The sequence below is a fragment of the Dactylosporangium sp. NPDC005572 genome (assembly GCF_040605515.1).
Taxonomy (GTDB): domain Bacteria; phylum Actinomycetota; class Actinomycetes; order Mycobacteriales; family Micromonosporaceae; genus Dactylosporangium.
On record NZ_JBEXCY010000008.1, the window covers coordinates 94,436 to 120,514 of the forward strand.

Annotated in this window: 28 protein-coding genes and 1 pseudogene; 14 read left to right on the forward strand and 15 right to left on the reverse strand. The window is 71.7% G+C overall.

The window, feature by feature from the left end; genetic code table 11:
• Positions 1-23: 23 nt before the first annotated feature.
• From ABZS66_RS06585 to ABZS66_RS06610, 6 genes are all read right to left on the reverse strand, one after another.
• Positions 24-1,877 carry an acyl-CoA dehydrogenase gene (locus ABZS66_RS06585; protein WP_354755782.1) on the reverse strand — a complete coding sequence of 618 codons (1,854 nt, stop codon included), beginning with the start codon at positions 1,875-1,877 and terminating at the stop codon, positions 24-26.
• Between the two features lie 171 nt (positions 1,878-2,048).
• Positions 2,049-3,155: a PP2C family protein-serine/threonine phosphatase gene (locus tag ABZS66_RS06590; protein WP_354755783.1), complete on the reverse strand. Its 1,107-nt coding sequence runs from the start codon at positions 3,153-3,155 to the stop codon at positions 2,049-2,051.
• 66 nt (positions 3,156-3,221) lie between these two features.
• Complete coding sequence (locus ABZS66_RS06595) at positions 3,222-3,782, reverse strand: septal ring lytic transglycosylase RlpA family protein (RefSeq protein WP_354755784.1); 561 nt, start codon at positions 3,780-3,782, stop codon at positions 3,222-3,224.
• Between the two features lie 146 nt (positions 3,783-3,928).
• Positions 3,929-5,698 carry a proline--tRNA ligase gene (locus ABZS66_RS06600; RefSeq protein WP_354755786.1) on the reverse strand — a complete coding sequence of 590 codons (1,770 nt, stop codon included), beginning with the start codon at positions 5,696-5,698 and terminating at the stop codon, positions 3,929-3,931.
• A 126-nt stretch (positions 5,699-5,824) separates the two neighbouring features.
• Positions 5,825-6,508 (reverse strand): serine hydrolase, encoded by a 684-nt coding sequence (locus ABZS66_RS06605; RefSeq protein WP_354755788.1) that lies wholly within the window; start codon positions 6,506-6,508, stop codon positions 5,825-5,827.
• Positions 6,509-6,542: 34 nt separating this feature from the next.
• On the reverse strand, positions 6,543-7,022 hold the full coding sequence (locus ABZS66_RS06610) for a histidine phosphatase family protein (protein WP_354755789.1): 480 nt from the start codon (positions 7,020-7,022) through the stop codon (positions 6,543-6,545).
• 89 nt (positions 7,023-7,111) lie between these two features.
• Here ABZS66_RS06610 and ABZS66_RS06615 point away from each other — a divergent pair, with 89 nt between their 5' ends.
• The gene (locus tag ABZS66_RS06615; protein WP_354755791.1) at positions 7,112-7,339 is read left to right on the forward strand and encodes a DUF6458 family protein; all 228 of its coding nucleotides are present in this window, start codon (positions 7,112-7,114) and stop codon (positions 7,337-7,339) included.
• 3 nt (positions 7,340-7,342) lie between these two features.
• Here the strand turns inward: ABZS66_RS06615 and ABZS66_RS06620 are convergent, their stop codons facing one another.
• Positions 7,343-7,966: a hemolysin III family protein gene (locus ABZS66_RS06620; protein ID WP_354755873.1), complete on the reverse strand. Its 624-nt coding sequence runs from the start codon at positions 7,964-7,966 to the stop codon at positions 7,343-7,345.
• Between the two features lie 117 nt (positions 7,967-8,083).
• Between ABZS66_RS06620 and ABZS66_RS06625 the strand changes: the two genes are divergently transcribed.
• Genes ABZS66_RS06625 through ABZS66_RS06635 form a run of 3 tightly spaced genes read left to right on the forward strand, consistent with a single transcriptional unit; the run spans position 8,084 to position 10,240 of the window.
• Positions 8,084-8,677 (forward strand): allophanate hydrolase subunit 1, encoded by a 594-nt coding sequence (locus tag ABZS66_RS06625; protein WP_354755793.1) that lies wholly within the window; start codon positions 8,084-8,086, stop codon positions 8,675-8,677.
• Entirely contained in the window at positions 8,674-9,528 is an 855-nt protein-coding gene (locus ABZS66_RS06630) for a biotin-dependent carboxyltransferase family protein (RefSeq protein WP_354755795.1), read from the forward strand. The genes ABZS66_RS06625 and ABZS66_RS06630 overlap by 4 nt, the downstream gene beginning before the upstream one ends.
• Entirely contained in the window at positions 9,512-10,240 is a 729-nt protein-coding gene (locus ABZS66_RS06635) for a 5-oxoprolinase subunit PxpA (protein WP_354755796.1), read from the forward strand. Before ABZS66_RS06630 ends, ABZS66_RS06635 begins: the two co-directional genes overlap by 17 nt.
• Here the strand turns inward: ABZS66_RS06635 and ABZS66_RS06640 are convergent.
• The 6 genes from ABZS66_RS06640 to pdhA all read right to left on the reverse strand — a co-directional run bounded on the left by ABZS66_RS06640 (position 10,237) and on the right by pdhA (position 17,960).
• Positions 10,237-12,078, reverse strand: a complete 1,842-nt coding sequence (locus tag ABZS66_RS06640) for an NHL domain-containing thioredoxin family protein (protein WP_354755798.1) — start codon at positions 12,076-12,078, stop codon at positions 10,237-10,239. The two genes, ABZS66_RS06635 and ABZS66_RS06640, sit on opposite strands and share 4 nt — an antisense overlap.
• A 44-nt stretch (positions 12,079-12,122) precedes the next feature.
• A complete protein-coding gene (locus ABZS66_RS06645; protein ID WP_354755800.1) occupies positions 12,123-13,919 on the reverse strand; it encodes a hypothetical protein in 1,797 nt (598 codons plus the stop codon).
• 198 nt (positions 13,920-14,117) lie between these two features.
• The gene (locus ABZS66_RS06650; protein WP_354755802.1) at positions 14,118-14,252 is read right to left on the reverse strand and encodes a hypothetical protein; all 135 of its coding nucleotides are present in this window, start codon (positions 14,250-14,252) and stop codon (positions 14,118-14,120) included.
• 218 nt (positions 14,253-14,470) lie between these two features.
• On the reverse strand, positions 14,471-15,838 hold the full coding sequence (locus ABZS66_RS06655) for a dihydrolipoamide acetyltransferase family protein (protein WP_354755803.1): 1,368 nt from the start codon (positions 15,836-15,838) through the stop codon (positions 14,471-14,473).
• An 11-nt stretch (positions 15,839-15,849) separates the two neighbouring features.
• Positions 15,850-16,830, reverse strand: coding sequence for an alpha-ketoacid dehydrogenase subunit beta (locus ABZS66_RS06660; RefSeq protein WP_354755875.1), 981 nt, complete (start codon positions 16,828-16,830; stop codon positions 15,850-15,852).
• Positions 16,827-17,960 (reverse strand): pyruvate dehydrogenase (acetyl-transferring) E1 component subunit alpha, encoded by a 1,134-nt coding sequence (pdhA, locus tag ABZS66_RS06665; RefSeq protein WP_354755805.1) that lies wholly within the window; start codon positions 17,958-17,960, stop codon positions 16,827-16,829. Before pdhA ends, ABZS66_RS06660 begins: the two co-directional genes overlap by 4 nt.
• A gap of 357 nt (positions 17,961-18,317) precedes the next feature.
• Between pdhA and ABZS66_RS06670 the strand changes: the two genes are divergently transcribed.
• Positions 18,318-18,611: a hypothetical protein gene (locus tag ABZS66_RS06670; protein ID WP_354755807.1), complete on the forward strand. Its 294-nt coding sequence runs from the start codon at positions 18,318-18,320 to the stop codon at positions 18,609-18,611.
• A gap of 18 nt (positions 18,612-18,629) precedes the next feature.
• On the opposite strand, the gene ABZS66_RS06675 is transcribed toward ABZS66_RS06670, so the two are convergent.
• Positions 18,630-18,887, reverse strand: coding sequence for a hypothetical protein (locus ABZS66_RS06675; RefSeq protein ID WP_354755808.1), 258 nt, complete (start codon positions 18,885-18,887; stop codon positions 18,630-18,632).
• Between the two features lie 175 nt (positions 18,888-19,062).
• Between ABZS66_RS06675 and ABZS66_RS06680 the strand changes: the two genes are divergently transcribed.
• From ABZS66_RS06680 to ABZS66_RS06695, 4 genes are all read left to right on the forward strand, one after another.
• Complete coding sequence (locus ABZS66_RS06680; protein ID WP_354755810.1) at positions 19,063-19,914, forward strand: helix-turn-helix transcriptional regulator; 852 nt, start codon at positions 19,063-19,065, stop codon at positions 19,912-19,914.
• 17 nt (positions 19,915-19,931) lie between these two features.
• Positions 19,932-20,132: a DUF397 domain-containing protein gene (locus tag ABZS66_RS06685; RefSeq protein WP_354755811.1), complete on the forward strand. Its 201-nt coding sequence runs from the start codon at positions 19,932-19,934 to the stop codon at positions 20,130-20,132.
• A 247-nt stretch (positions 20,133-20,379) separates the two neighbouring features.
• Positions 20,380-20,889 (forward strand): GNAT family N-acetyltransferase, encoded by a 510-nt coding sequence (locus ABZS66_RS06690; protein ID WP_354755812.1) that lies wholly within the window; start codon positions 20,380-20,382, stop codon positions 20,887-20,889.
• 97 nt (positions 20,890-20,986) lie between these two features.
• Positions 20,987-22,027 (forward strand): DUF4192 domain-containing protein, encoded by a 1,041-nt coding sequence (locus ABZS66_RS06695; RefSeq protein ID WP_354755814.1) that lies wholly within the window; start codon positions 20,987-20,989, stop codon positions 22,025-22,027.
• Here the strand turns inward: ABZS66_RS06695 and fdhD are convergent.
• The gene (gene fdhD / locus ABZS66_RS06700; protein WP_354755815.1) at positions 21,933-22,835 is read right to left on the reverse strand and encodes a formate dehydrogenase accessory sulfurtransferase FdhD; all 903 of its coding nucleotides are present in this window, start codon (positions 22,833-22,835) and stop codon (positions 21,933-21,935) included. The genes ABZS66_RS06695 and fdhD overlap by 95 nt on opposite strands.
• A gap of 107 nt (positions 22,836-22,942) precedes the next feature.
• Here fdhD and ABZS66_RS06705 point away from each other — a divergent pair.
• The 5 genes and pseudogenes from ABZS66_RS06705 to ABZS66_RS06725 all read left to right on the forward strand — a co-directional run.
• A pseudogene (locus ABZS66_RS06705) lies at positions 22,943-23,089 on the forward strand (NTP transferase domain-containing protein); the annotation flags it as partial.
• A gap of 126 nt (positions 23,090-23,215) precedes the next feature.
• The gene (locus tag ABZS66_RS06710) at positions 23,216-24,028 is read left to right on the forward strand and encodes an NTP transferase domain-containing protein (protein ID WP_354755876.1); all 813 of its coding nucleotides are present in this window, start codon (positions 23,216-23,218) and stop codon (positions 24,026-24,028) included.
• The gene (locus tag ABZS66_RS06715) at positions 24,021-24,275 is read left to right on the forward strand and encodes a DUF6457 domain-containing protein (RefSeq protein ID WP_354755816.1); all 255 of its coding nucleotides are present in this window, start codon (positions 24,021-24,023) and stop codon (positions 24,273-24,275) included. The genes ABZS66_RS06710 and ABZS66_RS06715 overlap by 8 nt, the downstream gene beginning before the upstream one ends.
• 29 nt (positions 24,276-24,304) lie before the next feature.
• A complete protein-coding gene (locus ABZS66_RS06720; protein WP_354755817.1) occupies positions 24,305-25,378 on the forward strand; it encodes a hypothetical protein in 1,074 nt (357 codons plus the stop codon).
• A gap of 59 nt (positions 25,379-25,437) precedes the next feature.
• Complete coding sequence (locus ABZS66_RS06725; protein WP_354755819.1) at positions 25,438-26,016, forward strand: hypothetical protein; 579 nt, start codon at positions 25,438-25,440, stop codon at positions 26,014-26,016.
• Positions 26,017-26,079: the final 63 nt, after the last annotated feature.

Consider the following 26,079-nt stretch of genomic DNA (forward strand, 5'->3'; position numbering starts at 1 on the left):
TATTTTGTCCGTGGTGGTGAAGCCTAGAAGGCGTCCTCCGAGAGCTGCATCGCGTCCAGCGCGGTCGACTCGACGATGCGCCGGTCGGCGCCCACCCGCGGGAGGATCTCGTGGGCGAAGAACTTCGCCGCCGCCACCTTGCCCTCGTAGAAGGGCTTGTCCGTCGCGGAGACCTCGCCGGCCAGGGCCTTCAGGGCCACCTCGGCCTGGCGCTGGAGCAGCCAGCCCACGATGATGTCGCCCAGCGCCAGCAGGAACCGGCGGCTGTTCAGGCCGACCTTGTAGACCGCCTGCGGGTCGCCGGCCTGGGCCTCGCCGAGCCAGCCGGTGAAGATGCCCAGGATCTGCTGTGCCTCGGTCAGCGCCCTGCCGAGCGCCACGCGCTCCAGTTTGAGCTGGCCGTTGCCGCCCTCGGCCTCCAGGAACTGCTGGATCTCGCCGGCGACGACCAGGAGCGCCTTGCCCTGGTCCTTCACGATCTTGCGGAAGACCAGGTCGAGGCTCTGGATCGCGGTCGTGCCCTCGTAGAGGGTGTCGATCTTCGCGTCGCGGACGTACTGCTCCAGCGGGTAGTCCTGCAGGAAGCCGGAGCCGCCGAAGGTCTGCAGGGCCTCGTGGCCGAGCAGCTCGTAGGCCCGCTCGGAGCCGACGCCCTTCACCAGCGGCAGCAGCAGGTCGTTGACCCGCTTGGCGAGCGCCGCGGCCTTCTCGTCGCCCGCGGCCTCGGCCAGCGCCACCCGGTCCTGCCAGGAGGCGGTGTAGGCGACGAGCGCACGCAGGCCCTCGGCGTACGACTTCTGCAGCAGCAGCGAGCGGCGCACGTCCGGGTGGTTGATGATCGCGACGCGGGGCGCGGCCTTGTCGGTCGACGCGAGGTCGGCGCCCTGCACGCGGCTCTTGGCGTAGTCGAGGGCGTTGAGGTAGCCCGTCGACAGCGTCGCGATCGCCTTCGTGCCGACCATCATCCGCGCGTACTCGATGATGAGGAACATCTGCCTGATGCCCTCGTGCACGTCGCCGAGCAGCCAGCCCTTGGCCGGCACGCCGTGGCCGCCGAAGGTCACCTCGCAGGTCGTGGAGACCTTGAGGCCCATCTTGTGCTCGACGTTGGTGACGAAGACGCCGTTGCGGTCCTTGAGCTCGCCGGTCTCGCCGTCGAAGTGGAACTTCGGCACGACGAACAGCGAGAGGCCCTTGGTGCCGGGGCCGCCGGCGCCGGGCGTGTCGACCGGGCGGGCCAGCACGTAGTGGACGATGTTCTCGGCCAGGTCGTGCTCGCCGCTGGTGATGAAGCGCTTGACGCCCTCGATGTGCCACGAGCCGTCGGCTTGCGGGACGGCCCTGGTGCGGCCGGCGCCGACGTCCGAGCCCGCGTCGGGCTCGGTGAGCACCATCGTCGAGCCCCACTGCTTGTCGGCGAAGAGCTTCGCCCAGCGCTTCTGCTCTTCGGTGCCTTCGACGTGCAGGGTGTTGGCGAAGGAGGGGCCGGACGCGTACATCCACACCGGCGCGTTCGAGCCGAGCACCATCTCGGCGAGAGCCCACCAGAGGGCGCGCGGCGCGGCGGTGCCGCCCAGCTCGGCCGGCAGGTCGAGGCGCCAGAACTCGGCGGCCATGAACGCCTCGTAGGACTTCCGGAACGACTCCGGCATCTTCACGCTGTGCGTGGCCGGGTCGTACACCGGCGGGTTACGGTCGCCGTCGGTGTAGCTCGCAGCGAGATCCTCGCGGGCGAGGCGGTCGACCTCGGCCAGGATGTCTTTGGCGGTGTCCACGTCGATGTCGCCGTATGGGCCTTGACCCAGGACCTTGTCGACACCGAACACCTCGAAGAGGTTGAACTCGAGGTCCCTCAGGTTGCTTTTGTAATGGGTCATCGCGGAGTGGCCCCCGTCTCTGGGTCTTGTTGCCAAGGGTGCTGATCGAGCATGGACGACCGAGGTTACCAGCCGGTAACGACCATCTTATTACCGGCAAGTAACCTCGAACAGAGCTCGCAGCGAAGAGTGAACTGGGCCACAGTCGCCCCACCGGCGCCAGGTCGCGCGCTAGGCGGACGTCACCCCGGCGCCGCCGATCTCCCAGCTCGGGACCGTCGACGGCGTCTTGACTCCCTGGTACTCCACGAGCACCAGCGCGATGTCGTCGTCGAGGCGGCCGCGCACCCACTCCAGCAGCGCGCTCTCCAGCGACTTCAGCCCGTCGGCGACCGTGCCGTGGCCGAGCAGCCGCTGGGCCCGCTCCGCGGTGGGGAAGAACTGACCGTCGCGCCGCGCCTCCGCGAGCCCGTCGGTGAAGAACAGCAGCCGGTCGCCCGGCTCCAGCCGCTCGACGCGCGGCTTGACCACCGGCATGAAGCCCAGTGGCGGCGCGTTCGACGGCGGGTCGAGCGCGATGACCCGGCCGCGGCGCAGCAGCAGCGGCGCCGGGTGGCCGCAGTTGACGATCGTCAGCGTGCCGCCGCGCTCCTCGATCAGCGCCGCCGTCACGAAGTCCTCGTCACCGACCGACCGGGCCACCGCCCGGTCGAGGTCGGCCACGATCGCGCGCAGGTCGGCCCGCTCGAACGCCACGTGGCGGTAGGAGCCGAGCACGATGCTGGCCAGGCGCACCGCGTCGAGGCCCTTGCCCCGCACGTCGCCGATGATCATCCGGACGCCGTAGGGCGTCTCGACCGCCTCGTAGAGGTCGCCGCCGATGTCGGCCGCGGCGCTCGCCGAGATGTACCGCGCGGCGATCGTCAGCGGCCCCAGTTGTGGCCCCAGCGGCCGGAGCACCGCGCCCTGGGCCACGGAGGCCAGGCGCGACAGCTCGGCGTACCGCGCGATCTGCCGCTGCCGGATCGCCCCGACGGCGCAGGCGATGCCGCTCGCCACGAGCACCGCGCCGAGGTTCACCAGCAGCACCAGCGCGCGGTCGCGGCTGTGCATGAGCTCGATCGCGCAGAAGACGAAGGCCAGCACCGACGCCGCGCTGCCGACCGCGAGCACCTCGGGCCAGGAGCAGAACGCCGCGGCCAGGAACGGCGCCGCGGCGGCGAGTCCGATGTAGTTCGCCTCGGCGCCGTCGGCCAACTCCGCCGCCAGCACGAGGCAGAGCAGCACGAAGGCCGCGCCGACTCCGGCGCGGGCCTCGGGAAGCAGCTGACGTTTCATAGTTCCGGCCAACAGCATGCCACCAACCAGGCGCCGAACCGTTCAAACAAACGGCCGGGTCTGGGGTTACTTGAGTACCTCGTACCGTGCGTTGATCACACCGGCACTGACCGATGCGACCTGAACAAATGCCCCTCGGGCCAGATCCAGGCACCGTCCGGTCACGAACGGTCCCCGATCGTTGATCCGCACGACGACGGATTTCCCGTTGGCCAGGTTGGTGACCCGCACCTTCGTGTTGAACGGCAGCGTCTTGTGGGCGGCCGTCAGCCCGTCGGGATCGAACTTTTCACCATTTGCTGTCTTCGATCCGGTTGCATAATACGACGCCTTGCACGTGCCGGTGGGCCCGGCCGAGGTCTTCTTCGAGGGCGTCGCCGTGGCCGCCGGCGAGTGCGTGACCTGCGGCGACGAGGCCGCGGCGCTCAGGCTGGGGCGGTCGTCCCGGTCGGCTCGCGCCTCCGGACTGCGGCTGACGTCGACGGCGTCCCCCGCGGCGGCCGGCGTCGACCCGGAGCGGAGATTGACGGTCGCCACCGCCCCGCCGACCAGTGCGACCGTCGCGACGATGCCCGCGACCAATGGGACGAGCAGGCGACGTCCCGGAGCGGAATGCTTGCCGGACAAGACCCAGCACCCTTCGTCGGCGGCATGGCCGTAACCGACGGTATCGAGCAGCCCCGGCGTCCAGTCAAACGCAGGGGCGATTTGGCCCGATAGTTCCGCCCGAACGGACGAGTCTGTGCACGTCCGTTCGGGCTACGTCAATACGGTCAGTGACCGACCGCATCACGCACTCGGGAGACCGCCTGGTCGAGGGCGATCTCCTCCTTCTCGCCCGAGCGGCGGTCGCGGATCTCCACCACGCCGTCGGCCAGGCGCTTGCCCACGACCACGATCGTCGGGACACCGAGCAGTTCGGAGTCGTTGAACTTGACGCCCGGCGAGACCTCCTTGCGGTCGTCGAGGATGACCGTCAGGCCGGCCGCCTCGAGCGCCGCGGCGAACTTCTCGGCGCCGTCGCGGATCTCGTCGGTCTTGCCGGCGGCGACCACGTGGACGTCGGCGGGCGCCAGCTCCCGCGGCCAGCACAGCCCGCGCTCGTCGGCGGTCTGCTCGGCGACCACCGCGATCACGCGGGTCACGCCGACGCCGTAGGACCCCATCGTGACGACCTGCGACTTGCCGTTGCGGTCGAGGACGGTCAGGTCGAACGCCTTCGCATACTTGCGGCCGAGCTGGAAGATGTGACCGATCTCGATGCCGCGCGCCAGCTCCAGCGCACCGCCGTCGACGGGGCAGACGTCGCCGTCCTCGATGCGCACCGCCTCGATCGTGCCGTCGGGCGTGAAGTCGCGGCCCGCCACCAGGTTCATGACGTGCTTGCCGGGCTCGTCGGCGCCGGTGATCCAGCTCGTGCCGTCGACCACGCGCGGGTCGACCAGGTAGCGGATGCCGGAGGAGCCCTTCTCACCGAGGACGCCGGGGCCGATGTACCCCTTGACGAGCGCCGGGTGCGACGCGAACTCGGCCTCGGACATGGGCGCCACCTCGGCCGGCGCCACCTGGGCCTCGACCCGGCGCAGGTCGACCTCGCGGTTGCCGGGCACGCCGACGGCCAGCGGCTCGCGCTTGCCGTCGGGCAGCGTGAGCATCAGCAGGACGTTCTTCAGCGTGTCGGCCGCGGTCCACGGGCGGTCGTCGCGGCGCAGGTCCTCGCGCTCGTTGAACAGGTCGACCAGCGTCTCGATGGTCGGGGTGGCGGGGGTGTCGGCGACCTTGGCCGCGGGCAGGCCCTCGATCGGCAGCGCGGCGGGCGCGGGCGTGGTGACCGCCTCGACGTTGGCCGCGTAGTCGCCGTTGGTGCAGCGCACGAAGGTGTCCTCGCCGATGTCGCAGGTCGCGAGGAACTCCTCCGACGCGCTGCCGCCCATCGCGCCGCTCATCGCGGAGCAGATGACGTAGTCGAGGCCCATCCGGTCGAAGATCTTCTTGTAGGCGACGCGGTGCCGTGCGTAGGCGTCGCGCAGTCCGTCGTCGTCGACGTCGAACGAATACGAGTCCTTCATGACGAACTCGCGGCCGCGCAGGATGCCGGCCCGGGGGCGCGCCTCGTCGCGGTACTTCGTCTGAATCTGGTAGAGCGTGAGCGGCAGGTCCTTGTAGGACGAGTAGAAGTCCTTGACCTGGAGCGTGAACATCTCCTCGTGCGTCGGGCCGAGCAGGTAGTCACCCTGTCGGCGGTCCTTCAGCCGGAAGATGTTGTCGCCGTACTCCGTCCAGCGGCCGGTCGCCTCGTAGGGCTCGCGGGGCAGCAGGGCGGGGAACGTGAGCTCCTGGCCGCCGATGGCGTCCATCTCCTCGCGGATCACCCGCTCCACGTTGCGCAGGACGCGCAGGCCCAGCGGCAGGAACGTGAAGATGCCCGGGGCCACGCGACGGACGTATCCCGCGCGGACCAGCAGCCGGTGGCTGGTCACCTCCGCGTCCGCGGGATCCTCACGCAGCGTTCGCAGGAACAGCGTGGACATCTTCAGGACCATCTGCGTCTACCTTCCCCGGGTCCGAACCGGTCCGACGTCGTCTGACACTCGCTGTGACGATACCCGCTTCGGGCATTTCACCGCGCCTGGGTTAACGCCGCGTCGTCACATCACGTAGCCGGAGAATCACGACTTGTTGACGATGTCGGTGCCGATCGCCCGCATGGCGTCGAGGACCTCGTGCGTGCGATCGGCCGGGAAGTTGGCGATCACCGCGTAGGCGGTGTTCCCGGTCAGCCCGACGTCGGCCCGCACGCCGACATCGGTGCCCGTCTTATTCGCCAGGCCGTCGTGCGCGAGCGGGTCCAGGCCGAAGGCCGCCGCCACCATCGACAGATCCGTGTTGTGGCCCATCCAGGCCAGCAGCCGGCGGCTCCCGGGGTACAACTCCTGCCGAAGACCGACCATGAACCGCGACAACTCGTCGGCGCTCCCGGACGAGAGCCGGGGCGGGTGCTCCGGTCGCCGCTCGTCGCGGACACGGTCATGCAGCGCCGAATGGTCCAGCAGTTGTACCGCGGGCAGCCCGACCCTGCGCAGCAGCACGTTGGTGGCGAGGTTGTCGCTGACCGCCGCGACGAGCACCGCGAGGTCCTCGACGCACAGGGCGTCGACGGAGAGATGCTGCCAGAGCCCGGAGTCGGCGACCGCATCCCCGGCCTCGCGCCGCAGCATCTCCCGCGGATCGAGCTCCCCGTCGTCGATCCGCCGCGCAACCTCGAGCAGCAGGAACAGCTTCCCGACGCTGGCCGTCGACAGCACGCGCCGGGCGTCCTGTTCGTATCGCACCGATCCGTCGAGACTGCGCACGCTGATCGACCAGAGAATGTCGTCCGGCCGCAACTCAGCCGCGGCCGGTGTGCTGGGCCGTCAACGGGGCCGACTCCAGGTCGCGCCAGGTGCCGGCGAACCGGTGGACCGCGATGCCCGACGTGGCCAGGCCCGTGTCCGGGAGCTCGTCCGGGGCCAAAAGGTCCGACAGCACCGACAACGTCGGGTTGTGGCCGATGACCAGCAGCGTGGCCACGTCCGGGTCCGTCTGCCGGACCAGGTCCAGGGTGTCGGGGGCCGGGCCGTGGTAGACGCGCTGCTCGTACACCACCGGGACCGCGTCCACCGCCAGCCCCTGCAGCGTCTCGCGGGTGCGGACCGCCGTCGAGCAGAGAACCTGGTCCGGCTCCAGGGCCGCGGTGCGCAGCCAGGCGCCGGCCGCGGCGGCGTCGCGGCGACCGCGGGCGCTGAGCGGGCGCTCGATGTCGGTGGCGTAGTCATCCGGGTCGGCCGCCTTCGAATGGCGGAGCAGGATCAGCGTGCGCTCGGTCATGGGCACAAGCGTGCCCGATTGAAGGCTGTCGCACATGGGTAACCCGGGACCAGACAGATTGCCCGAACAGACGTCCGAGGAGGCCCTCGATGGGTATCGGCGGCAGCATTCTACTGATCGTTGTCGGCGCGATTCTCACGTTCGCGTTGGACGACACCAATCTGGGGCCGTTCAACCTCGACACGATCGGCTGGATCCTCCAGATCGCCGGGGTCGTGGCGCTCCTGCTGACCCTGTACTTCTGGAACACGCGGCGCCGGACCGTCGTCCAGCCGACGACCGACGAGGTCATCGAGCGCCGCGAGCGGCGTTACTGAGCGCTACGCATACAGCGCGAAATAGATCGCGATGTGGTGGCAGATCGCGGCCACCAGCGTGCAGGCGTGGAAGAACTCGTGGTGGCCGAACACCGTCGGCCACGGGTTGGGTCGGCGGAGCGCGTAGAACACCGCGCCGACGGTGTAGAACGCCCCGCCGACCAGCGTCAGCACCAGGGCGGTGACGCCGCCGCCGTGGAGGATGTCGGGGAGTACCACGACCGCGACCCAGCCCAGCGCGACGTAGAGCGGTGCGGACAGCCACCGCGGCGCGTTCGGCGTGATGAGCTTCATGCCCACGCCGAGGGCGGCTCCGCCCCACACGACCGCCAGGATGATTTTCCCGGTGGTCTCGGGCAGGAGCAGCACGCTGAACGGCGTGTACGTGCCGGCGATGAACACGAAAATCATGGAATGGTCGAGCCGCCGCATGATCTTGTAGCCGCGCTCGGACCACACCCGCCGGTGGTACAGCGCGCTCGTGCCGAACAGCGCGACGACCGTCAGGCTGTAGACGGCGCAGCTCACGAACGGTGCCCAGCCGGGCCGGGCCGCCGCCAGCGAACACAGGACGATCCCGCACACGATCGCCACACCGGCCGCGTACGCATGCAGCCAGCCGCGCATCCGCGGCTTGCCGAGGTCGACCGGGCGCAGGCGGGTTTCGGTCTTCACGGTCACGCCCTCCAGGTTACGGTACCGTAGGTTACTCGCAAGTATCTTCCGGACGTCTATCGTGACGGCATGGACGTCCGTCCGGTCGGCGGCAACGCCCTCCTCATCGAGGTCGACGACCCGCTCGCCTGGTTCGCCCACCTCGACGCCGAGCGACGGGCCGGCCGCTTGCCGGCCGTCGACATCGTGCCCGGTGCACGCACCGTACTGCTGGACGGTGTGTCCGACACCACGGCGGTCGCCGCGGCCCTGCGCGACGCCTGCCCGCCGGCCCGCCCCCCGGCCTCGGCCGCGCCGGTCGAGCTGCCGGTCCGGTTCGACGGCGAGGACCTCCCGTTCGTCGCCGAGCACGTCGGCGCGACCGTCGACGCCGTCATCGCCACCGTCCTCGACACCGAGCTGCGCGTCGCGTTCTGCGGGTTCGCGCCCGGCTTCGCCTACCTCACCGGCCTGCCCTGGAGCCTGCCCCGGCTGCCCAGCCCGCGGCCGCGTGTCCCAGCCGGCGCAGTCGGCCTCGCCGCCGAGTTCCTCGGGGTGTACCCCACCGCCTCACCCGGCGGCTGGCGCCTCATCGGCCGCACCGACTCACCGCTGTTCGACGTCGACCGCGACCCGCCCGCGCTCCTCGCCCCGGGCCGCACCGCGCGGATCGTCGCCGCATGACGACCCTCGTCGTGGCCGCGGCCGGCCCGCTCACCACCGTCCAGGACCTCGGCCGGCCCGGATACGCCCACCTGGGCGTGCCCCGCTCCGGCGCGCTCGACCAGCCGGCCCTCACGCTCGCCAACCGGCTCGTCGGCAACGCACCGGGCGCCGCCGGCCTGGAGATCACGCTCGGCCCGTTCGCCGCCACGCTCACCGCGGCCGGCACCGTCGCCCTGACCGGCGCCGCCGCCCCGTTCCGGGTCGGTGGCCGGCCGGCGCCGCTCAACGCCCCCGTCGCGGTCCGGGCCGGGGACCGCATCGAGATCGGGTCCGCGGTGCTCGGCCTCCGCGGCTATCTCGCGGTGTCCGGCGGCCTTCAAGCAGAAGTTGTACTGGGGAGCAAGTCGACCGACACCCTGTCCACGCTCGGCCCCGCCGTCGTCCGGGACGGTGACCGGCTGCCCATCGGCCCGCGAGCCGGAGCGCCGGCCGCCGTCGACGTCGCCCCGCAGCCCCGGCTGGGCCGCGACGTCACCCTGCGGATCACCTGGGGCCCTCGCGCCGACCGCTTCACCGATCCGCACGTGCTCACCCACACGCGGTACACCATCGACACCCGCAGCAACCGCGTGGGGACGCGGCTCATCGGGGCCGCGCTCGCCCGCGCCGACGCCCGTGAGCTGCCCAGCGAAGGGATCGTGCTCGGCGCCGTCCAGGTGCCGGCGGACGGGCAGCCGCTCGTGTTCCTCGCAGACCACCCGACCACCGGCGGATACCCGGTCGTCGCGGTCGTCGACCCCCGCGATCTACCACTGCTCGCCCAGGCCCGGCCGGGCGATACGGTTCGGTTCCATGGACCTGAACAGTGACCTCGGCGAAGGGTTCGGCGTCTGGCGGCTCGGCGACGACGACGCCCTGCTGACCATCGTCACCAGCGCCAACGTCGCCTGCGGCTTCCACGCCGGCGACCCGTCCACGATGCGCCGGGTCAGCAACCTCGCCCACGAGCGTGGCGTGCGGGTCGGCGCCCAGGTCAGCTACCGCGACCTGGCCGGCTTCGGCCGGCGCCGCATCGACGTCGACGTCGCCGAGCTCACCGACGAGCTGCGGTACCAGATCGGGGCCCTCGCCGCGTTCGGGCCGGTCGGCTACGTGAAGCCGCACGGCGCCCTCTACAACGTCGCCGCCGTCGAGCCCGGCCACGCATCCGCGGTCGTGGCGGCCGCGTCCGCGTCCGGACTGCCGGTCCTCTGCCAGCCGGGATCCGTGTTGTACCGGCTCGCCGGCGACGCCGGGCTGCGCGTCGTCGCGGAGGGGTTCGTCGACCGGGGATACCGGCCCGACGGGCGCCTGGTCTCCCGCGCCGAGCCCGGCGCCCTGGTCACCGACGTCGACGCGGTCGCGGCCCGGGCCGTCCGCATGGCCGTCGACGGCGAGGTCGAGGCGGTCGACGGGACCGTGGTCGCGATGCCGGTCGAGTCGCTGTGCGTCCACGGCGACACCCCGGGCGCGGTCGCGATGGCCACCGCGGTCCGGGATGCGCTGCTCGCCGCCGGCGTGTCCGTCCTGCCGTTCGCCTAGCTGTCGAGGCCGCGCAGGATCAGCGGCAGCCGGGCGGCGCCGTCCGGCACCACCCTGACCGGCACACCCCAGTCCTGGCGGGTGAGGTGACAGGCCGGGAACTCGGCGTCGACGTCGCACGTGGCCGCCTGCGCGACGACCTGCAGTACACCTTCGGCCACCTCGGGATTGACGACCAGGCGGCGCCGCAGGTCCGTCGTGACACCGGCCCCCTCCAGCAGCAGCTCCGGCGGCGAGGCCGACACCTCCAGCCGGGTCGACGGGCCGAACGACTCATCGAGCTTCTGACCCGGCGCCGGCTCGAAGATCAGGTCCAGCTCGACCGTGCCGGGCGCCAACATGGTCGACGGGCGCTCGGTGCGGTGCCGGGTGCCCGCCACGTCGATGCCGGCCGCCTCCAGCGTGCCCGGCGCGAGCCGGACCAGCCGGTGCGCGGCCGACTCGACCACGACGATGCCGCCGTCCCTCGTGCTGACGATCGCGCTCGGCTCCTGGAGGCCGTCGACGACCGTGGTCACCGTGTCGCCGGAGATGCGGCGGACCGCGCCGTTGTACGTGTCGGCGACGAGCACGCTGCCGTCGCTCAGGGCGAGGACGCCGAGCGGGTGCTGGAGCAGCGCCTGGTCGGCCGGGCCGTCGACGTGGCCGAAGTCGAACAGCCCCTGGCCGACGGCGGTGTGCATCTCCCCGTCCTCGATCCAGCGGACGGCGGAGGACTCGCTGTCGGCGATCCACAGGCGGCCGCCGTACGCGGACAAACCGGACGGCTGGGCCATCCACACCTCGTGCAGCGGGCCGTCCTTGAGCGCCTCGACGGTGGTCCCGGCATAGACGCCGGCCGTTCGCTGGACCGGGTTGAACCACCACAGCTGGTGGATGCCCGCCATCGCGATCACGACCCGGTCGTCGTACCAGGCGACGTCCCACGGCGACGACAGGTCCACGGCGAGCGAGTCATGCTGGTCGAAGTCGACCGTCCCGCGCCACTGCCGCCCGGTGCCGGCGACGGTCGAGACCTCGCCGGTGTCCAGCCGCAGGCCGCGGAGCAGGTGGTTGACGGTGTCGGCGACGACCACGTCGTAGCCGGCGAGCTCGGCGACGTGCGGCGGCAGCAGGCACAGCCCGCCGGGCTCGGAGAACTGCGGCTCGGTGCCGTCCTTGCTCCCGCGCTCCCCGGTCCCGATCCGCCGGACCAGCGACTCGTTGTCGGCGTCGAGCTCGACGATCGAGTGGTGCGTGGAGTCGGCGACGAGGAAGTGCCCGCTGTCGAGGGCGAGCGCCTTGCCCGGGAACCGCAGCGTGGTGTCCTCGTCGGCCCGGTGCTGCGGGACCGGCGCGTCGCCGCGACGCAGGGTGCCGCGCGCCTCGTGGACCCGGACCAGCTCCTCGATGAGCTTGGCGAGCCCTTCGGCATGGCCTTCACCGGCCATGGTCGCGACGACGTACCCCTCGGGATCGATCACCGTGAGCGTGGGCCACGCCTTGGCCGCATACTGCTGCCACATGTCCATGTCGGGGTCGTCGAGCACGGGATGGTCGACCCCGTACCGCTCGACGGCGGCCTTGAGCGCGGCAGCGTCCTTCTCGTGCTCAAACTTGGGCGAATGCACCCCGACGGTGACCAGCACGTCCGCAAACCGCTGCTCCAACGGCCGCAGCTCATCAAGGACGTGCAGGCAGTTGATGCAGCAAAAGGTCCAAAAATCGACAATCGTGATTTTCCCGCGCAGGTCGGCGAGGGTGAGATCCCGGCCGCCCGTGTTCAGCCAGCCGCGTCCGCGGAGTTCGGGAGCACGGACACGGGCCTTGAAAAGCGGGGACGTCGCCGGATCGTTCATGGCGCCAAGTCTGCCGGACTCGCCGGCGACGTCCCTGCTGGGGCTTACTTCTGGTTGGCCGGGCGGAGGCAGAGGACCTCGTCCTTCTGGCCCTTGTGCTGCAGGACGATGTACGGCTGGCTGGCGTCCGAGCAGCTCTCCGGCTTGTCGACCTTCGAGACGATCTGGAATGCGTCGGCGTCGGAGCAACTGGCCTTCGTGGCGGAGTCGCCGTCCTGCTTGACGCAGGAGTTGACGGCGAAGCTGGTGCTGCCGGCGTTGTTGAGCGCCACCACGATGGCCGTGCCGGCGACCGCGAGCAGGAACACCACGACCACGACGACCAGGCCGACCAGGAGGCCGCGGCGGCTCTTGGGGGCCGGGGCGGGGGTCGGGATGCCGGTGCCGCCGTCGAGGGGCGCGTTCGGCGGGCCCTGCTCACCGGGCATCGTGACGAGGTCGCTGTACTTCGGGGCGCCGGCCGCGGTCGGCACCGACGCCTGGTAGACGCCGGTGGAGGGCGGTGGCGACGACTGGTACACGCCCGTGGCGGGCGGGGCGCTCGTGGCCGGCGAGGTGGATCCGAACCCGCCGCCGGCCGGAGGGGCGGAGGTGGGGCCGTACCCGCCGCCGGCGGGTGGCGCGTACGTGGGCGACGCGAACGCCGTGGGCGGTCCAGCGGCCGGCGGGTACGTTCCGGCGACCGGCGCCACCGTCGGCGGGAACGGCCCGGCGGGCGGCGCGCCTGCCTCATCGGCGGCGGGTGGGAACCCGGCGAGTGGGGCGCCGGCCTGGCCGCTGGCGGGCGGCGCGCTCGCCTGACCGGAGGCGGCGGGCGGGAAGCCTCCCGGGGAGACGCTGGCCTTTCCGCTGATCGGCGGGGCCGAGGCCTGGTACACGCCGGTCGCCGGCGGGGCTGAGGCCGGGTAGCTGCCTGCTGCGGGCGGGGCCGAGGCCGGTGGTGCTGAGGCCGGGTAGACGCCGGCTGCCGGCGGGGCGGACGACGGGTAGACGCCGGCCGCGGGCGGCGCTGAAGACGGTGGTGCCGAGGCGGGGTGGGCGCCGGCCGCCGGTGGGGCCGACGACGGTGGTGCGGAAGCCGGGTAGACGCCGGCCGCGGGTGGAGCCGACGACGGGTAGACGCCGGGGGCCGGTGGAGCCGAGGTCGGGGGGACAGACGCTCGGGCCGTGTACGTCCTCGGGGGCTGCGGCGGGATCTGGCCGAGGTTCGCGGGGGCCGGGACGGCCGGGGCGCCCTGGGCGGGATCGGTGAACGGCGGGGCCGAGGCCGGGCCGGGCTGGGGCGGGGGGACCTGCGCCGAGCCGGTGGGGATACGGGCCGAACCTGAGGCCGGCGGGACCTGGGCGCTGCCTGGCGTGGCGGCCGGCGGGGCGGCCCAGGGGCTGTCCGGCGGGATGGCGGGAGCCGGTGGGATCGGTGGCGCCGCCACTGCGGGGACAAACGGGGCCGGTGGGGCCGATGCCGGGTAGACGCCGGCCGCGGGCGGGGCCGACGACGGTGGCGCGAACGGTGGGGCTGAGGCCGGAGGTGCCGACGTCGGCGGGGTCGACTCCGGCGTCGGGTTGGCCACCGGCATGAAGCCGGGGAAGGTGCCGGGCGGGCCGGAGACCTGGCTGCTGCCGTACTGGGTGGGGACGCCCGTGCCCGGTACGCGCGGTGGCAGTGGGCCTGCCGGCGGGAACGGGCCGGGGCGGGGTTGCTCCGGGTCCGCGTCAGACGGTGGTGGGGACGTCGGGACCGGCACCGATGCGGTGGCGCGGATGGCCGGGGCCTTGCCGACCGGCGTCGTCGCCGCCGCGCCTTCGTCCGCTTCGGACGGGTTGGGCTGGTCGGACGTCATGCGAGCCTCCTGTTGGTCTGACCCTTGCGACCGTAGTCGACGTGGGACGGACTTTGCAGAGCCGGAGCCGAGGTTCGTCGGCGGGTGCGACGAAGTGACCACACGTTAGCGGTACGAAAAAGCCGCCCCGGTCCGGGGAGGGACGGACCGGGGCGGCTCGGGGTGTGGGCCGGTTCAGCCGGAGGCTGACGATGGCTGTCAATCGCGGCTGAGCATGGTGTGGAGTTCGTCGCGGAGGGCGTGCGACGGGTTCTTGGCGATGGCGCGCTCGATGGCGTCCATGCGGCGGGCGGCCTTGCGACGCTGGCGGTAGCGCTCGATGAAGGTGCTCACGGGTGGCTCCTCGGGTGGGAATGTAAGGACGTCTCTCTTCCGCATCCATTACATCGCTTGGGAGCACCGCGGATCCAGTGAATATGAAGTGACCCGGCCCACGCGCCGAAGATTCGTAGGCAGAAGACCAGGGTAAACGCCCAGTTCGTCAGCCATATGACAGTGGCCCCGGGCTCAGCCCGGGGCCACTGCATGCGGATTGGCCTGCTCAGAAGCGATCAGCTCCAGGCGAGCAGCGCGCCTTCCGGGTCCTCCAGGAACGCGCCGACGTCGCGCAGGAACTTCGAGCCCAGCTCGCCGTCGATGATCCGGTGGTCGAAGGACAGGCCGAGCGTGGTCACCTGGCGCACCTTGATCTTGCCCTTGTGCACCCAGGGCTGCTCGCGGACGGCGCCGAACACCAGGATCGCCGACTCGCCCGGGGGCAGGATCGGGGTGCCCGAGTCGACGCCGAAGACGCCGACGCTGGTGATCGTGAACGTGCCGCCGGTCATGTCGGCCGGTGGTGTTCTGCCCTCGCGGGCGGTGGACACCAGCGCGGTCAGCGCGTCGGCCAGCTCGCGGGTGGTCAGCTCCTGCGCGTCCTTGACGTTGGGCACGATCAGGCCGCGCTGGGTGGCGGCCGCGATGCCGAGGTTCACGTAGTGCTTGACCACGATCTCCTCGCCCGCCCAGGTCGAGTTGACCATCGGGTGCCGCTTGACCGCCAGGAGCACGGCCTTGGCGACGAGCAGCAGCGGCGAGACCCGGACGTCCTTCCAGTCGCGGTGCGCCTTGAGCCGGTCGAGCGCCTTCATCGAGCGGGTCACGTCGACCGTGAGGAACTCGGTCACGTGCGGCGCGGTGAACGCGCTGGCCACCATGTTCTCGGCGGTGAGCTTGCGCACGCCCTTGACCGGGATGCGCTCCTCGCGCCCCACCGCGGGCTTGGTGGCAACCGCTGCCGGAGCCGTCGTCGCGGCGAGCACGTCGTCGCGGGAGATCGAGCCGTTGGGCCCGGTCCCCGTGAGGCCGGTCAGGTCGACGCCGAGGTCGCGGGCGAGCTTGCGGACCGGCGGCTTGGCGAGGACGGCGCCCCCGGCCGGAGCAGCCACCGCGGGTGGCGGCGCCACCGGTGCCACGACTTCCACGACCGGCGCGGGCTCATCCGGTACCACTGGAGCCCCCGCGGAACGTGGACGCCGCTTCGCCACGGTGGTCTTCGGTCCGTAGCCCACCAGCACCGCGGTGCGCCCGCCGGGTGCGGGGCCGCCGATCAGGCCCGGCTCGACCGGCGCGTCGCCGGCCACGTCGACCGCCGCGAGCGACGCCGCGGACGGCGCCGGCAGTGCGCCGGAGCCCGGGTCGGTGTCGATCGCGATGATCGGGGCGCCGACCTCGACGGTCGTGCCCTCCGGGTGGAAGATCCTGGTCACCTGGCCGGCCCACTTCGCCGGGATCTCGACCGCCGCCTTCGCGGTCTCCACCTCGACGATCGGCTGGTTGAGCGCGATCGTGTCGCCGACCTGCACGAGCCACTTGAGGATCTCGCCCTCGGTGAGGCCCTCGCCCAGGTCGGGCAGGTTGAACTCTTTGACTCTGGTCACGTGCCGGCCCCCTAGAACCCGAACGAGCGGTCGACGGCGTCGAGCACGCGATCGAGGTCGGGCAGGTACTCCTCTTCGATGCGCGCGGCCGGGTACGGCGTGTCGAAACCGCCGACCCGCAGCACCGGGGACTCGAGGGAGTAGAAGCACTCCTCGGTGATCCGGGCCGCGAGCTCCGAGCCGAGGCCGAGGTTGACCGGTGCCTCGTGGACGACGACCGCGCGGCCGGTGCGGCGCACCGACGCGTAGACGGGCGCCATGTCCAGCGGCGACAGCGAGCGCAGGTCGATGACCTCGATCTCGCGCCCCTCTTCGGCGGCCGCGCTGGCGGCGTCGAGGGCGGTGCGGACCATCGGGCCGTAGGCGATCACCGTCGCGTCGCGGCCGGGGCGGGTGACCCGGGCGTTGTGCAGCGGCAGGCTTGCCGAGTCGACGTTGACCTGGCCCTTCTCCCAGTAGCGGCGCTTGGGCTCCAGGAAGATGATCGGGTCGTCGGACTCGATCGACTGCTGGATCATCCAGTACGCGTCGTCGGGGTTGGAGCAGGAGACGACCTTGAGGCCGGCTGTGTGCGCGAAGTAGGCCTCGGGCGACTCGGAGTGGTGCTCGACCGCGCCGATGCCGCCGCCGAACGGGATGCGGATGACCATGGGCAGGCTGACCTTGCCCTTCGAGCGGTAGTGCATCTTGGCGACCTGCGACACGATCTGGTCGTAGGCCGGGTAGACGAACCCGTCGAACTGGATCTCGCACACCGGGCGGTAGCCGCGGATGGCGAGGCCGACCGCGGTACCGATGATGCCGGACTCGGCCAGCGGCGTGTCGATGACGCGGTCGTCGCCGAAGTCCTTCTGCAGGCCGTCGGTGATGCGGAAGACGCCGCCGAGCTTGCCGACGTCCTCGCCCATGATGAGGACCTTGGGGTCGCGCTCCATCGCCCGGCGCAGGCCGGTGTTGAGCGCCTTGCCGATCGTCAGGGTCTCGGCCATCAGTGCCCACTCCCCTCGAACGACGCAAGGTACTTCGCGAACTGTTCCTTCTGCTGGTCGAGCTCCGGCGACCCGTTGGGGTAGACGTGTTCGAAGAGCGTCATCGGGTCGGGGTCGGGCATGCTGAGCACCCGCTCGCGCAGTTCGACGGCGGCGACCCGCGCCTCCTCGTCGATCGCGTCGAAGTAGTCGGCCTTCGCCATGCCCTGCTTCTCCAGGAAGGCGCGCAGCCGCTTGATCGGGTCCTTGGCCTGCCAGGCCTCGACCTCGGAGGCGATGCGGTACCGCGTGGGGTCGTCCGACGTCGTGTGGGCGCCCATCCGGTACGTGTAGGCCTCGATCAGCGACGGGCCCTGGCCGTGCCGGGCGTCGTCGAGGGCCTTGCGGGTGACCGCGTAGCAGGCCAGCACGTCGTTGCCGTCGACCCGCAGGCCGGGGAAGCCGAAGCCGCTGGCCCGGTGGTACAGCGGGACGCGCGTCTGCCGCTCCAGCGGCTCGGAGATCGCGTACTGGTTGTTCTGGCAGAAGAAGACCATCGGTGCGTTGAAGACCGAGGCCCAGATGAACGCCTCGTTGACGTCTCCCTGGCTGGTGGCGCCGTCGCCGAAGTACGCGATGACCGCCTCGCCGTCGTCGGAGCCGACCTTGCCGTCCTTGGTGATGCCCATGGCGTAGCCGGTCGCGTGGAGCGTCTGCGCCCCGATGACGATCGTGTACATGTTGAACTTGAACTCGTTGGGGTCCCAACCGCCCTGGTCGACGCCGCGGAACAGGCCCAGCGGCATGATCGGGTCGATGCCCCGGCAGTACAGGACGCCGTGCTCGCGGTAGGTCGGGAACGCCATGTCCTGCGCCCGCAGCGCCCGGCCCGACCCGACCTGGGCCGCCTCCTGGCCGAGCAGGCTCGCCCAGATGCCCAGCTCGCCCTGGCGCTGCAGCGCGGTCGCCTCGGCGTCGAGCTTCCGGACCACGACCAGGTCGTGGTACAGCGAGCGGTACTCCTCGTCGGTGAAGTCGACCGAGTAGTCGGGGTGTTCGACCCGGTCGCCCTCAGGGGTGAGTAGCTGCACGAACGCGGGTTCAGGCGCGGCCCGTGTCCCAGACGTCCGGGCCTTGACTTCGCCCTTCGCCATCCGTATCTCCCTGTCGTCTCTCGCGTCGGCAGCGGGGGTGACCCTGCCGCGCAGCGGGGGTGGCTGCTACGCGGCGTCCCGGTGGGGTCGGCGCGTCGCGGTGGGCATGACCGTGATCATGCCCGGGAGCCGGCCCCGGGGGCTCTGCCTCGCAGGGTATGCGGAGGCTACGGCCCCGTTGCCGGTGTGTGTCCAGCATCGCAGAAGGCGTGTGGATCGACACCATGGAGTCCTGGTTCCCCGAGCGGCGGATCCCGAAAAATCCCCCCGATCCGGGCAGATCTTCTCGTCGTTCCAGCCCGTTAATCCCGTTGTCTCTCCCGGATCGCCTGGAGTTCCCCGATCGCCGCGCTGCTGGTGGCGCTGACCTCGGTCGTGATCGACTCGCCGAGCTGGGGTCCGGACCAGCAGTTGCTCGCGCGCCCCATCGGGTTCGGTCGATCAGGCGATTTCCGCTGGCTGATCTGCGCGCTGCCCGTACTGATCGGGTCGGGTCACCGGCCGGCGCGGGTGTTCGAATTCCGGGTGACGACCGCCCAGGCGGTGATGAAGGGCTTGCACGGCCACTGCGCGCAGCCGGCGGTGCAGCCCGTTCCCTCGGGCTGGTGGCGCTCGGCGCGGCGTCGCGCGTCGGTCACCGCGTGGTCGTAGATGACCGCCATCCCGACCTCAGACGCCCTGAACCGCGGGGGCCGTCCACAGCAGTCGCGCGCTGTAGAGCTGCTGCGCGGTGGCAAGCGCGGCCTCGGCCGACCGGAACGTCATGACCTCCGACTTGCCGTTGCCGAGCCGCCAGGTGAGCACGGCGAGATCGGGCAGTTCGTGCCCCCAGGCGACGACTTGCGGGTGGTCGTCGTCCTCGGGATCCGCGACGATGCCGAAGAGCCGGGGTGCGCCCTCGAGCAGAACCATGTCGTCGTCGAACACCACTGATCTCCCTCCGGCTGAGGAGCGATCTGACCCTCTCAGAATGCACGTGCAGGTTTCGGTGGGCAATACGCTGTGCCGAAGTTGAGTAGAGCAAGCCAATCGCTCTACGCGGGCGCGGCTTGCGCGCCAACCCGGTAACGGACACACTCGTCCTGAGTAATGGAGGTGAGCGGTGTCCAGCGCTCAGAGCCCCACGTTCCCGCGCTTTCAGTTGGGCAAACAACTGCGGGTGCTGCGCGAGAAGGCGCGACTCACCACGGAGGACGTCGGGCTGCAACTGGACTGCTCACCCAGCACGATCAGCCGCATGGAAGGCGGCAAGGTCGGGATACGGCGCAGCACGCTGGAGCGTCTTCTCGAGATTTACGAGGTTGACGATCAAGCTCACATCGAGACATTGATCGCCCTCGCGCGGGAAGGCAAGACCCGAGGCTGGTTCGCCCGCTACGGCGACCTCCCGGCCAGCTACTCCCGATACATCGGGCTGGAGTCCAACGCGGTCGAGATGCGCGACTACGAGGCGCTCGTGGTCCCCGGCATGCTCCAGACCGAGGAGTACACCCGAGCACTGCTTGCGGCCGCATCGCCCGGCGAGTCCGAGGACGCCGTCGAGGCGCACGTGAACGCCCGCCGGGAGCGGCAGGGCCTGCTCAGCCGCCCCGAGAATCCATTGCAGTTCATCGCGGTCCTCGATGAGAGCGTGATCCGTCGCCTCATCGGCGGACCCGACATCATGCGGTCGCAGCTGAAGCACCTGGCCGACATGGGCCGGGCGAGGAACGTGACGATCCAGGTCCTGCCCTTCAGCGGAGGGGCATACGCCGGCATGAACGGGTCGTTTGCGGTCCTCAAGTTCCAAGATGCACCAAGCGTCGTGTATGCCGAGGCGATGGCCGGTGACATCTACCAGGAGGCCGGCGACGTCCAGCGGTACCACGACGTTTTCGAGAGTCTGCGAGCCGCCGCGCTCAGTCCGTATGAGTCGATCAAGATGATCGAGATCGCGATCACTGAGACGGCCTGACCAAAAGGAGTGCGCAGATGGCTGCGCTCAACGAACGCTGGCACAAGCCCACCCGAAGCGGCAACAACGGACAGTGCGTCGAGGCGCGGTTCGTCGACGGTTTCGTCGAGGTCCGCAACTCCAACGCTCCCGACACGGGCAGCGTGCGGTTCACCCGCGCGGAATGGGAGACCTTCATCGCCGCGGTCGACACGGACGGCGAATTCCGCCTGCCGTAGCCGTGTGACACCGGCCCACATCTAAGAATGGCGAAGGGACAGCCCCGACCGGCTGTCCCTTCGTCTTTTAGCTGCGAGCCGTCCCCGATCGTATCGCCGATCCATCGTTTCCGTAACCGCCCGGTCGCTATCCGCGTGATGCTACAAAAGCCACACTTGGTAGCAATACCGCGATGTGGGTGTCGCCACCGGCCCCGGCGGAGTAAGGATGGGTTATGACCCAGCGTCCTCGCAGGTGGTGGCGATCGTGACGGAAACCATGGTGCACAAGTCCGGGTCCGCGGCCGTGACGATCCGGGCCTACCGCCCGACGGACCACCGCGAGTGCCGCCAGCTCTGGGCGGAGATGACCGAGGAGCACGAGGGCACGCCCGACCCCGGAGCGCTCTTCGAGGAGTACCTCACCCGCCTCGACCTGTCCGGGATGTGGGTCGCCGACGTCGGCGGCGTGGTCGGCATGGTCGGGCTCCTGCTCGACGGCCGCGGCGGCGCCGTGGAGCCGCTGGTGGTGGCGTCCGCCCGGCGCGGCGAGGGGATCGGCCGCGCGCTGCTGGAGCACGTCGCCGACCAGGCCCGCCGGCGCGGGCTGGGCCGGCTGACGATCTCGCCGGCGGCCCGCAACCTCGACGCGATCCGCTGCCTGCACGCGGCCGGCTACGACGCGCTGGCCCGGGTCACGCTCGCCATCGACCTGCGCGGCCGCAAGGACACCTGGCAGGACGGCGTAGACCTGCACGAGCTGCGGTTCAAGTACTGATTCCTGAGTTGTGGACAAAACCGGGCGTTGTCCGACTTTGTCCACAGCCGAAAACCGCGAGTTCCGGCAGGGGGCGGCGGCGACGAACGTGGTTGGCATGACGACGACCACCGCCGAGACGCCCCGGCTCCGCCTGCGCAGCCCGTCCGACCTCCTCTCCGCCACGCCCTACCTGCTGGGCTTCCATCCCTCCGACAGCCTCGTCGTGCTCGGCCTGCACGGCACGGGCCTGCGCTTCCACGTCCGCGGCGACCTGCCCGACGACCGCGACGACGGCGAGATGCTCGCCGGGGAGTATGCGGCGATGTTCGGCCGGCATCGGGTCGACAGCGTCGTGCTCATCGCCTACGGGCCGGAGCGGGCCGAGCCGTTCCTGCGCGCCGTCGCCGACGCCATGCGGCGGCACGGCATCCTCATCGCCGAGTGCCTGCGGGCGCATGAGGGGCGGTATTGGTCGCTGACCTGCGACGAGCCGGACTGCTGCCCACCCGAGGGGCGGCCGTTCGACGTGCGCAGCTCGGCGACGGCCGCCGAGGCGACGCTCGCCGGGATGGTCGCGCTGCCCGACCGGGAGGCCGTGGTCCGCGCGCTCCGCGGGCCGACCGGTCCCGCGCTCGCCGCGATCCAGGAGGCGACCGACCGGGCCGGGCAGCGCCTGGTCCGGCTGGCCTCCGTGGCCGCCGCGGACATCGGGGTCGGGCCGGCCGCGGTGCGCGCCGGGGCGATCGCCCTCGCCGCGGCGCTGAAGCGCTACCGGGCCGGCGGGCGGCTCACCGACGACGAGGTCGCCTGGCTGACGCTGCTGCTGCAGGTGCTGCCGTTCCGCGACCAGGCCTGGCTGTGCATCGACCGCGACGGGCCATCGGGCCGGGCCGTGCACCGGCAGCTGTGGACCGACCTGGTGCGCCGGGCCGACCCGGGCCTGGTCGCGCCGGCCGCGATGCTGCTCGGCTACATCTGCTGGCGGGCGGGCGACGGGCTGCGGGCCGGGATCGCGGTGGATCGGGCGCTGGAGGCCGACCCGGAGTACCGCGGGGCGCGCCTCATGGCCGAGATCCTCGACCGGGCAGTGCCGCCGTCGGAGCTGCCTCCACTGGGACGGCCCCGGCGACGCGCTGTGCGCCGGCGTATGCGTTGAACGACGGCCCGCGCAGGAAGCCGACCAGCGTCATGCCCGCCTCCTCGGCCAGGTCGACGGCGAGCGTGCTCGGCGCCGAGACGGCAGCCAGCACGGGGATGCCGGCCATCCAGGCCTTCTGGCAGAGCTCAAAGCTGGCCCGCCCGCTGACCATGAGCACGTGGCCCGCCAGCGGGAGCCGGCCCTGCCGGGCGGCCCAGCCGACGACCTTGTCGACGGCGTTGTGCCGGCCCACGTCCTCGCGCAGGCAGACCAGCTCGCCGCCCGCGGTGAACAGCCCGGCCGCGTGCAGCCCGCCCGTGGTGGCAAACGCCCGCTGCCGCCGCCGCAGCGCATCGGGCAGCGACGCGAAGACCGCCGGGGCGACGGTGACCGGGTCGGCGGCCACGTCGAAGCGCGACCGGGTCCGGACGGCGTCGATGCTCGCCTTGCCGCAGACTCCGCAGGAAGAGGTGGTGTAGAAGTTCCGGCTCGGATCGGTGACCGGCGCCGGGACGCCGGGGGAGAGCGCGACGTCGACGACGTTGTAGGTGTTCGGCTCCTGGTCGCCCGCGCACAGCTGGGCCGTGCGCACGTCCTCGGCGTCGCGGATGACGCCCTCGGTGACCAGGAAGCCGATGGCCAGGTCGAGGTCGTCGCCCGGGGTGCGCATGGTGACGGCGAGCGGTGGCCGGACCCCGCCGGCCGGCCCGACGCGGATCTCGAGCGGCTCCTCGGCCGCGAGGGAGTCGGGGCCAGGCGTGGCTACGACCTGCCCGCCGTCGACGGTGACCCGCACGATTCCTCGCCGTTGTGTGACGCGGCCCATGTGTGTACGTCCTTCCCGCCCGGTCCGGTTTTCGGCACCCGGCTCGACGGTAGGTTCTGGAGGTGTTGTCGGCCAGTGTTCCCGCCAATCGCCCGCCCGCCGCCGTCGTGGCGGCGGTGATCCTCGCCGGCGGCCCCGGGCGCCGGATGGGCGGCCGTGACAAGCCGATGGTCCCGGTGGACGGCGTCCCGATGCTGCGCCGCGTCCTGGCCGCCGCGGCGACTGTCGCGAGCGAGATCGTGGTGGTAGGCCCGGACCGCGGCGATCTGGCGCCGCCCGGCGCCGAGGTGTCCGCGGCTGGCGGCGGGGCGTTTGCGGCTGGCGGCGGGGCGTTTGCGGCTGGCGGCGGGGCGTTTGCGGCCAGCGGTGGCGCGGTGCCCGTGGTCGGCGGTGAGGTCCTCGCGGCCGGGGGTGGCCTGCCTGCGGCTGGCGGCGGGTTGGGCGTGGCGGGCTCGGCGGGCGGCGAGGCGCTCGCGGTCGGAGGCGGCGGTGAGGTGTTCGCGGCCGGCGATGGCGGGGCTGGGGGTGGTCTGGCTGTGGCTGGCGGCGAGACGAACGTGGCGGACGGCGGTGAGGTGCTCCCGTCCAGCGGCGGCGAGGTGCTCCCCGCCGGAGGCGGCGGTGAGGTGTTCGCGGCCGGCGATGGCGTGGCTCGCGGTGGCCTGGCTGTGGCTGGCGGCGAGACGGGTGTGGCTGGCGGCGGCGCCGAGGGTGAGGCCGGGGCCCGCGGTGAGGTGGCCCTGGTTGGTGGCGTGGGGCGCTGGGATGGCCGCGTTCGTCCCGGTGCTCACGTGCGGGTGCGGACCGTGCAGGAGGAGCCTGCCGGGGGTGGGCCGGTGGCCGGGCTCGGGGCCGGGCTGGCCGCGCTCGTCGAGCCGGTCGATGTCGTGTTGGTGCTCGCGGCCGATCTGCCGCGGCTCGATGGCGTCGCGGTCCAGCGGCTGGTCGGGGCGGTCGGGGGGTACGACGGGGCTTTGTTCGTCGATCAGGACGGGCGGCGGCAGTTGCTCTGTGGTGCCTGGCGGATCGGGGTCCTGCAGCAGGCTCTGCAGCGGATCGGGAGCCTTGACGGGGTCGCGATGCGGCGGCTCGTCGACGGGCTTGCCATCAACGACGTCCGGTGGGACGAAAGTGGCATTCCGCCGTATTTTGACTGCGACACCGACGAAGACCTGCGGAGGGTGCATGAGTGACGAACTGCTGGCGGACTGGATGGAGCGGGCCGCGGCCACGGTCGGGGTTTCGGCGCCCGGTGCCGAGGAGCGGGCCGCGCTGCTCGACCTCGCGAAGACCGTTGCCCACGGGGTGGCTCGGCCGGCGGCGCCGCTGACCCTGTTCCTGGTCGGGCTGGCGGTCGGGGGCGGGGCGGATCCGCAGCGTACGCGGGAGGTGCTCGGCCGGCTGGCCACCCGGGCTGAGGGCACGATCGAGTCTGGATAGGGTGAGAGCCGGGGGGATAGGGAGGCATCATGGCGGGTGAGCAGGACGACGTCCTTTCGTACGAGACCGCGCTCTTCGACGACGAGGACCCGGTCGGCGGCAACCTCAAGGAGAAGGTGGCCGAGGCCTGGCGTGACTTCGCGCGGCACCTGGTGAGCGGGCTCAAGGACCTCGAGCCCGGCACCACGCTCGACCTCACCCTCGACCCGACCGCGTCCGGGACCGGCGACGCCGTGTACTCGGTGCAGGTGACCGGCGAGGACGGCGACATGCTCGGGGCGACCGCGGTCGGCAACGCCGACCTGCCGACCGCGTACCGGCTGGACCGGACGGTCATCGCCGAGATCGTGGCGCTGGGCTGGGCGCCGCCGGGAGTGCTGGCGGGGTCCGGGGAGTCGTTCGGGCTGCGGGTGCCCAAGAGCGAGGCGACCCACCTGAGCCGGCTCATCACGCGCACCCTCCGCGACATCTACGGCACGCCGCATCCGGCGTTCCTGACGTACCTCGCCCACGACATCAACGGCCGGGTGGCGCCGATCCCCTCGCTCGGCGTCGCGCGCTCGCTGGCGTCGATCGTGGACGCGGACGGCGACGGGGTCGTGGACGTGGCGGGGGCCAAGCACGACGAGATCGACGGGCTTCCGCTGTACGACAAGGTCACGACCGTGGTCGCGCGGCTCATGAAGACCACGCCCGAGGAACTGCCGATCGACCCCGACGGGGACATCGGCATCCGGTCGGGCTCGGCGATGGTGTTCGTGCGGGTGCGCGACAACCCGCCGCTGGTCGACGTCTTCTCCCCGATTCTCACCGAGGTCGAGCCCACCGAGCGGCTCTACGTGAAGCTGTCGGAGCTCACCAACCGGATGCCGATCGGCCGGCTGTACTGCACGAACGACACCGTGTGGGCCTCCGTGCCGGTGTTCGGGCGCGACTTCCAGCCGACGCACCTCATGCTCGCCGTGCAGGTCATGACCGGGCTGGCCGACGAACTGGACGACCGGCTGCACGGCGAGTTCGGCGGCAAGCGGTTCTTCGGCGAGGGCGACAAGCCAAAGCCGGCGATCACCGGCGAGGGCGAGCGCACGGGGATGTATCTCTAACGGAATTTTGAGGTTCGGCCGACGAGACGTCGAGGTTGGGCTCGTTCCATCGTCGGGTGATGACAAAGCGGATCGGCGGCGCCCTCGTGGCGTTCGCAGCGGTGGCGATCTTCGCGGCGGCCTGCGGGTCGGGTGACGACTCACCGTCGGCCGACGCGGCGGCGTCCGGCGGCACCGACTACACGTCCTGCCTGCGCAACAACGGCGTCGACCTGCCGCAGATGAACGCGTCGAACCGGCCTTCGGGCAGCGCTCGGCCGTCCTTCAGCCCGCGGCCGTCCGGCGAGCCGCGGCCGTCGGGCAGCGGCGGCTTCCGGGGCGGCGGCGGTGGCCCGGGTGGTGCCGGCGGCTTCTTCGGCACCGCGGCCCCGAACGGTGTCGACCAGCAGACCTGGGAGAAGGCGCAGAAGGCCTGCGAGTCGCTGCGCCCGACCGCGTTCCCGAGCGGCGGCTTCGGCAACGGCGGCCCGGGTGGTGGCGGCCGGAACGCGGCCTACATCAACTGCCTCACCGAGCACGGCGTGACCGTGAGCGGGTCGATCGACCAGCTCAGCACCGCAGACCCCAAGGTGGCCGAGGCGATGACCGCCTGCGCGGCGCTGCGGCCCAGCGGCCAGCCGTCGCCGGCGGCGAGCTAGCCTCACGGAACGGGGTGCGTCGGCGTCGCACCCCCTGTGCGTCGATCTTGCGGTCGGGAAGCA

Coding starts and splice junctions, on each gene's coding strand:
- ABZS66_RS06585 (WP_354755782.1), bottom strand. CDS start 1,877: ATGACCCATTACAAAAGCAACCTGAGGGACCTCGAGTTCAACCTCTTC.
- ABZS66_RS06590 (WP_354755783.1), bottom strand. CDS start 3,155: ATGAAACGTCAGCTGCTTCCCGAGGCCCGCGCCGGAGTCGGCGCGGCC.
- ABZS66_RS06600 (WP_354755786.1), bottom strand. CDS start 5,698: ATGGTCCTGAAGATGTCCACGCTGTTCCTGCGAACGCTGCGTGAGGAT.
- ABZS66_RS06610 (WP_354755789.1), bottom strand. CDS start 7,022: ATGACCGAGCGCACGCTGATCCTGCTCCGCCATTCGAAGGCGGCCGAC.
- ABZS66_RS06615 (WP_354755791.1), top strand. CDS start 7,112: ATGGGTATCGGCGGCAGCATTCTACTGATCGTTGTCGGCGCGATTCTC.
- ABZS66_RS06620 (WP_354755873.1), bottom strand. CDS start 7,966: ATGCGCGGCTGGCTGCATGCGTACGCGGCCGGTGTGGCGATCGTGTGC.
- ABZS66_RS06625 (WP_354755793.1), top strand. CDS start 8,084: ATGGACGTCCGTCCGGTCGGCGGCAACGCCCTCCTCATCGAGGTCGAC.
- ABZS66_RS06630 (WP_354755795.1), top strand. CDS start 8,674: ATGACGACCCTCGTCGTGGCCGCGGCCGGCCCGCTCACCACCGTCCAG.
- ABZS66_RS06635 (WP_354755796.1), top strand. CDS start 9,512: ATGGACCTGAACAGTGACCTCGGCGAAGGGTTCGGCGTCTGGCGGCTC.
- ABZS66_RS06640 (WP_354755798.1), bottom strand. CDS start 12,078: ATGAACGATCCGGCGACGTCCCCGCTTTTCAAGGCCCGTGTCCGTGCT.
- ABZS66_RS06645 (WP_354755800.1), bottom strand. CDS start 13,919: ATGACGTCCGACCAGCCCAACCCGTCCGAAGCGGACGAAGGCGCGGCG.
- pdhA (WP_354755805.1), bottom strand. CDS start 17,960: ATGGCGAAGGGCGAAGTCAAGGCCCGGACGTCTGGGACACGGGCCGCG.
- ABZS66_RS06685 (WP_354755811.1), top strand. CDS start 19,932: ATGGCTGCGCTCAACGAACGCTGGCACAAGCCCACCCGAAGCGGCAAC.
- ABZS66_RS06695 (WP_354755814.1), top strand. CDS start 20,987: ATGACGACGACCACCGCCGAGACGCCCCGGCTCCGCCTGCGCAGCCCG.
- fdhD (WP_354755815.1), bottom strand. CDS start 22,835: ATGGGCCGCGTCACACAACGGCGAGGAATCGTGCGGGTCACCGTCGAC.
- ABZS66_RS06715 (WP_354755816.1), top strand. CDS start 24,021: ATGAGTGACGAACTGCTGGCGGACTGGATGGAGCGGGCCGCGGCCACG.
- ABZS66_RS06720 (WP_354755817.1), top strand. CDS start 24,305: ATGGCGGGTGAGCAGGACGACGTCCTTTCGTACGAGACCGCGCTCTTC.
- ABZS66_RS06725 (WP_354755819.1), top strand. CDS start 25,438: ATGACAAAGCGGATCGGCGGCGCCCTCGTGGCGTTCGCAGCGGTGGCG.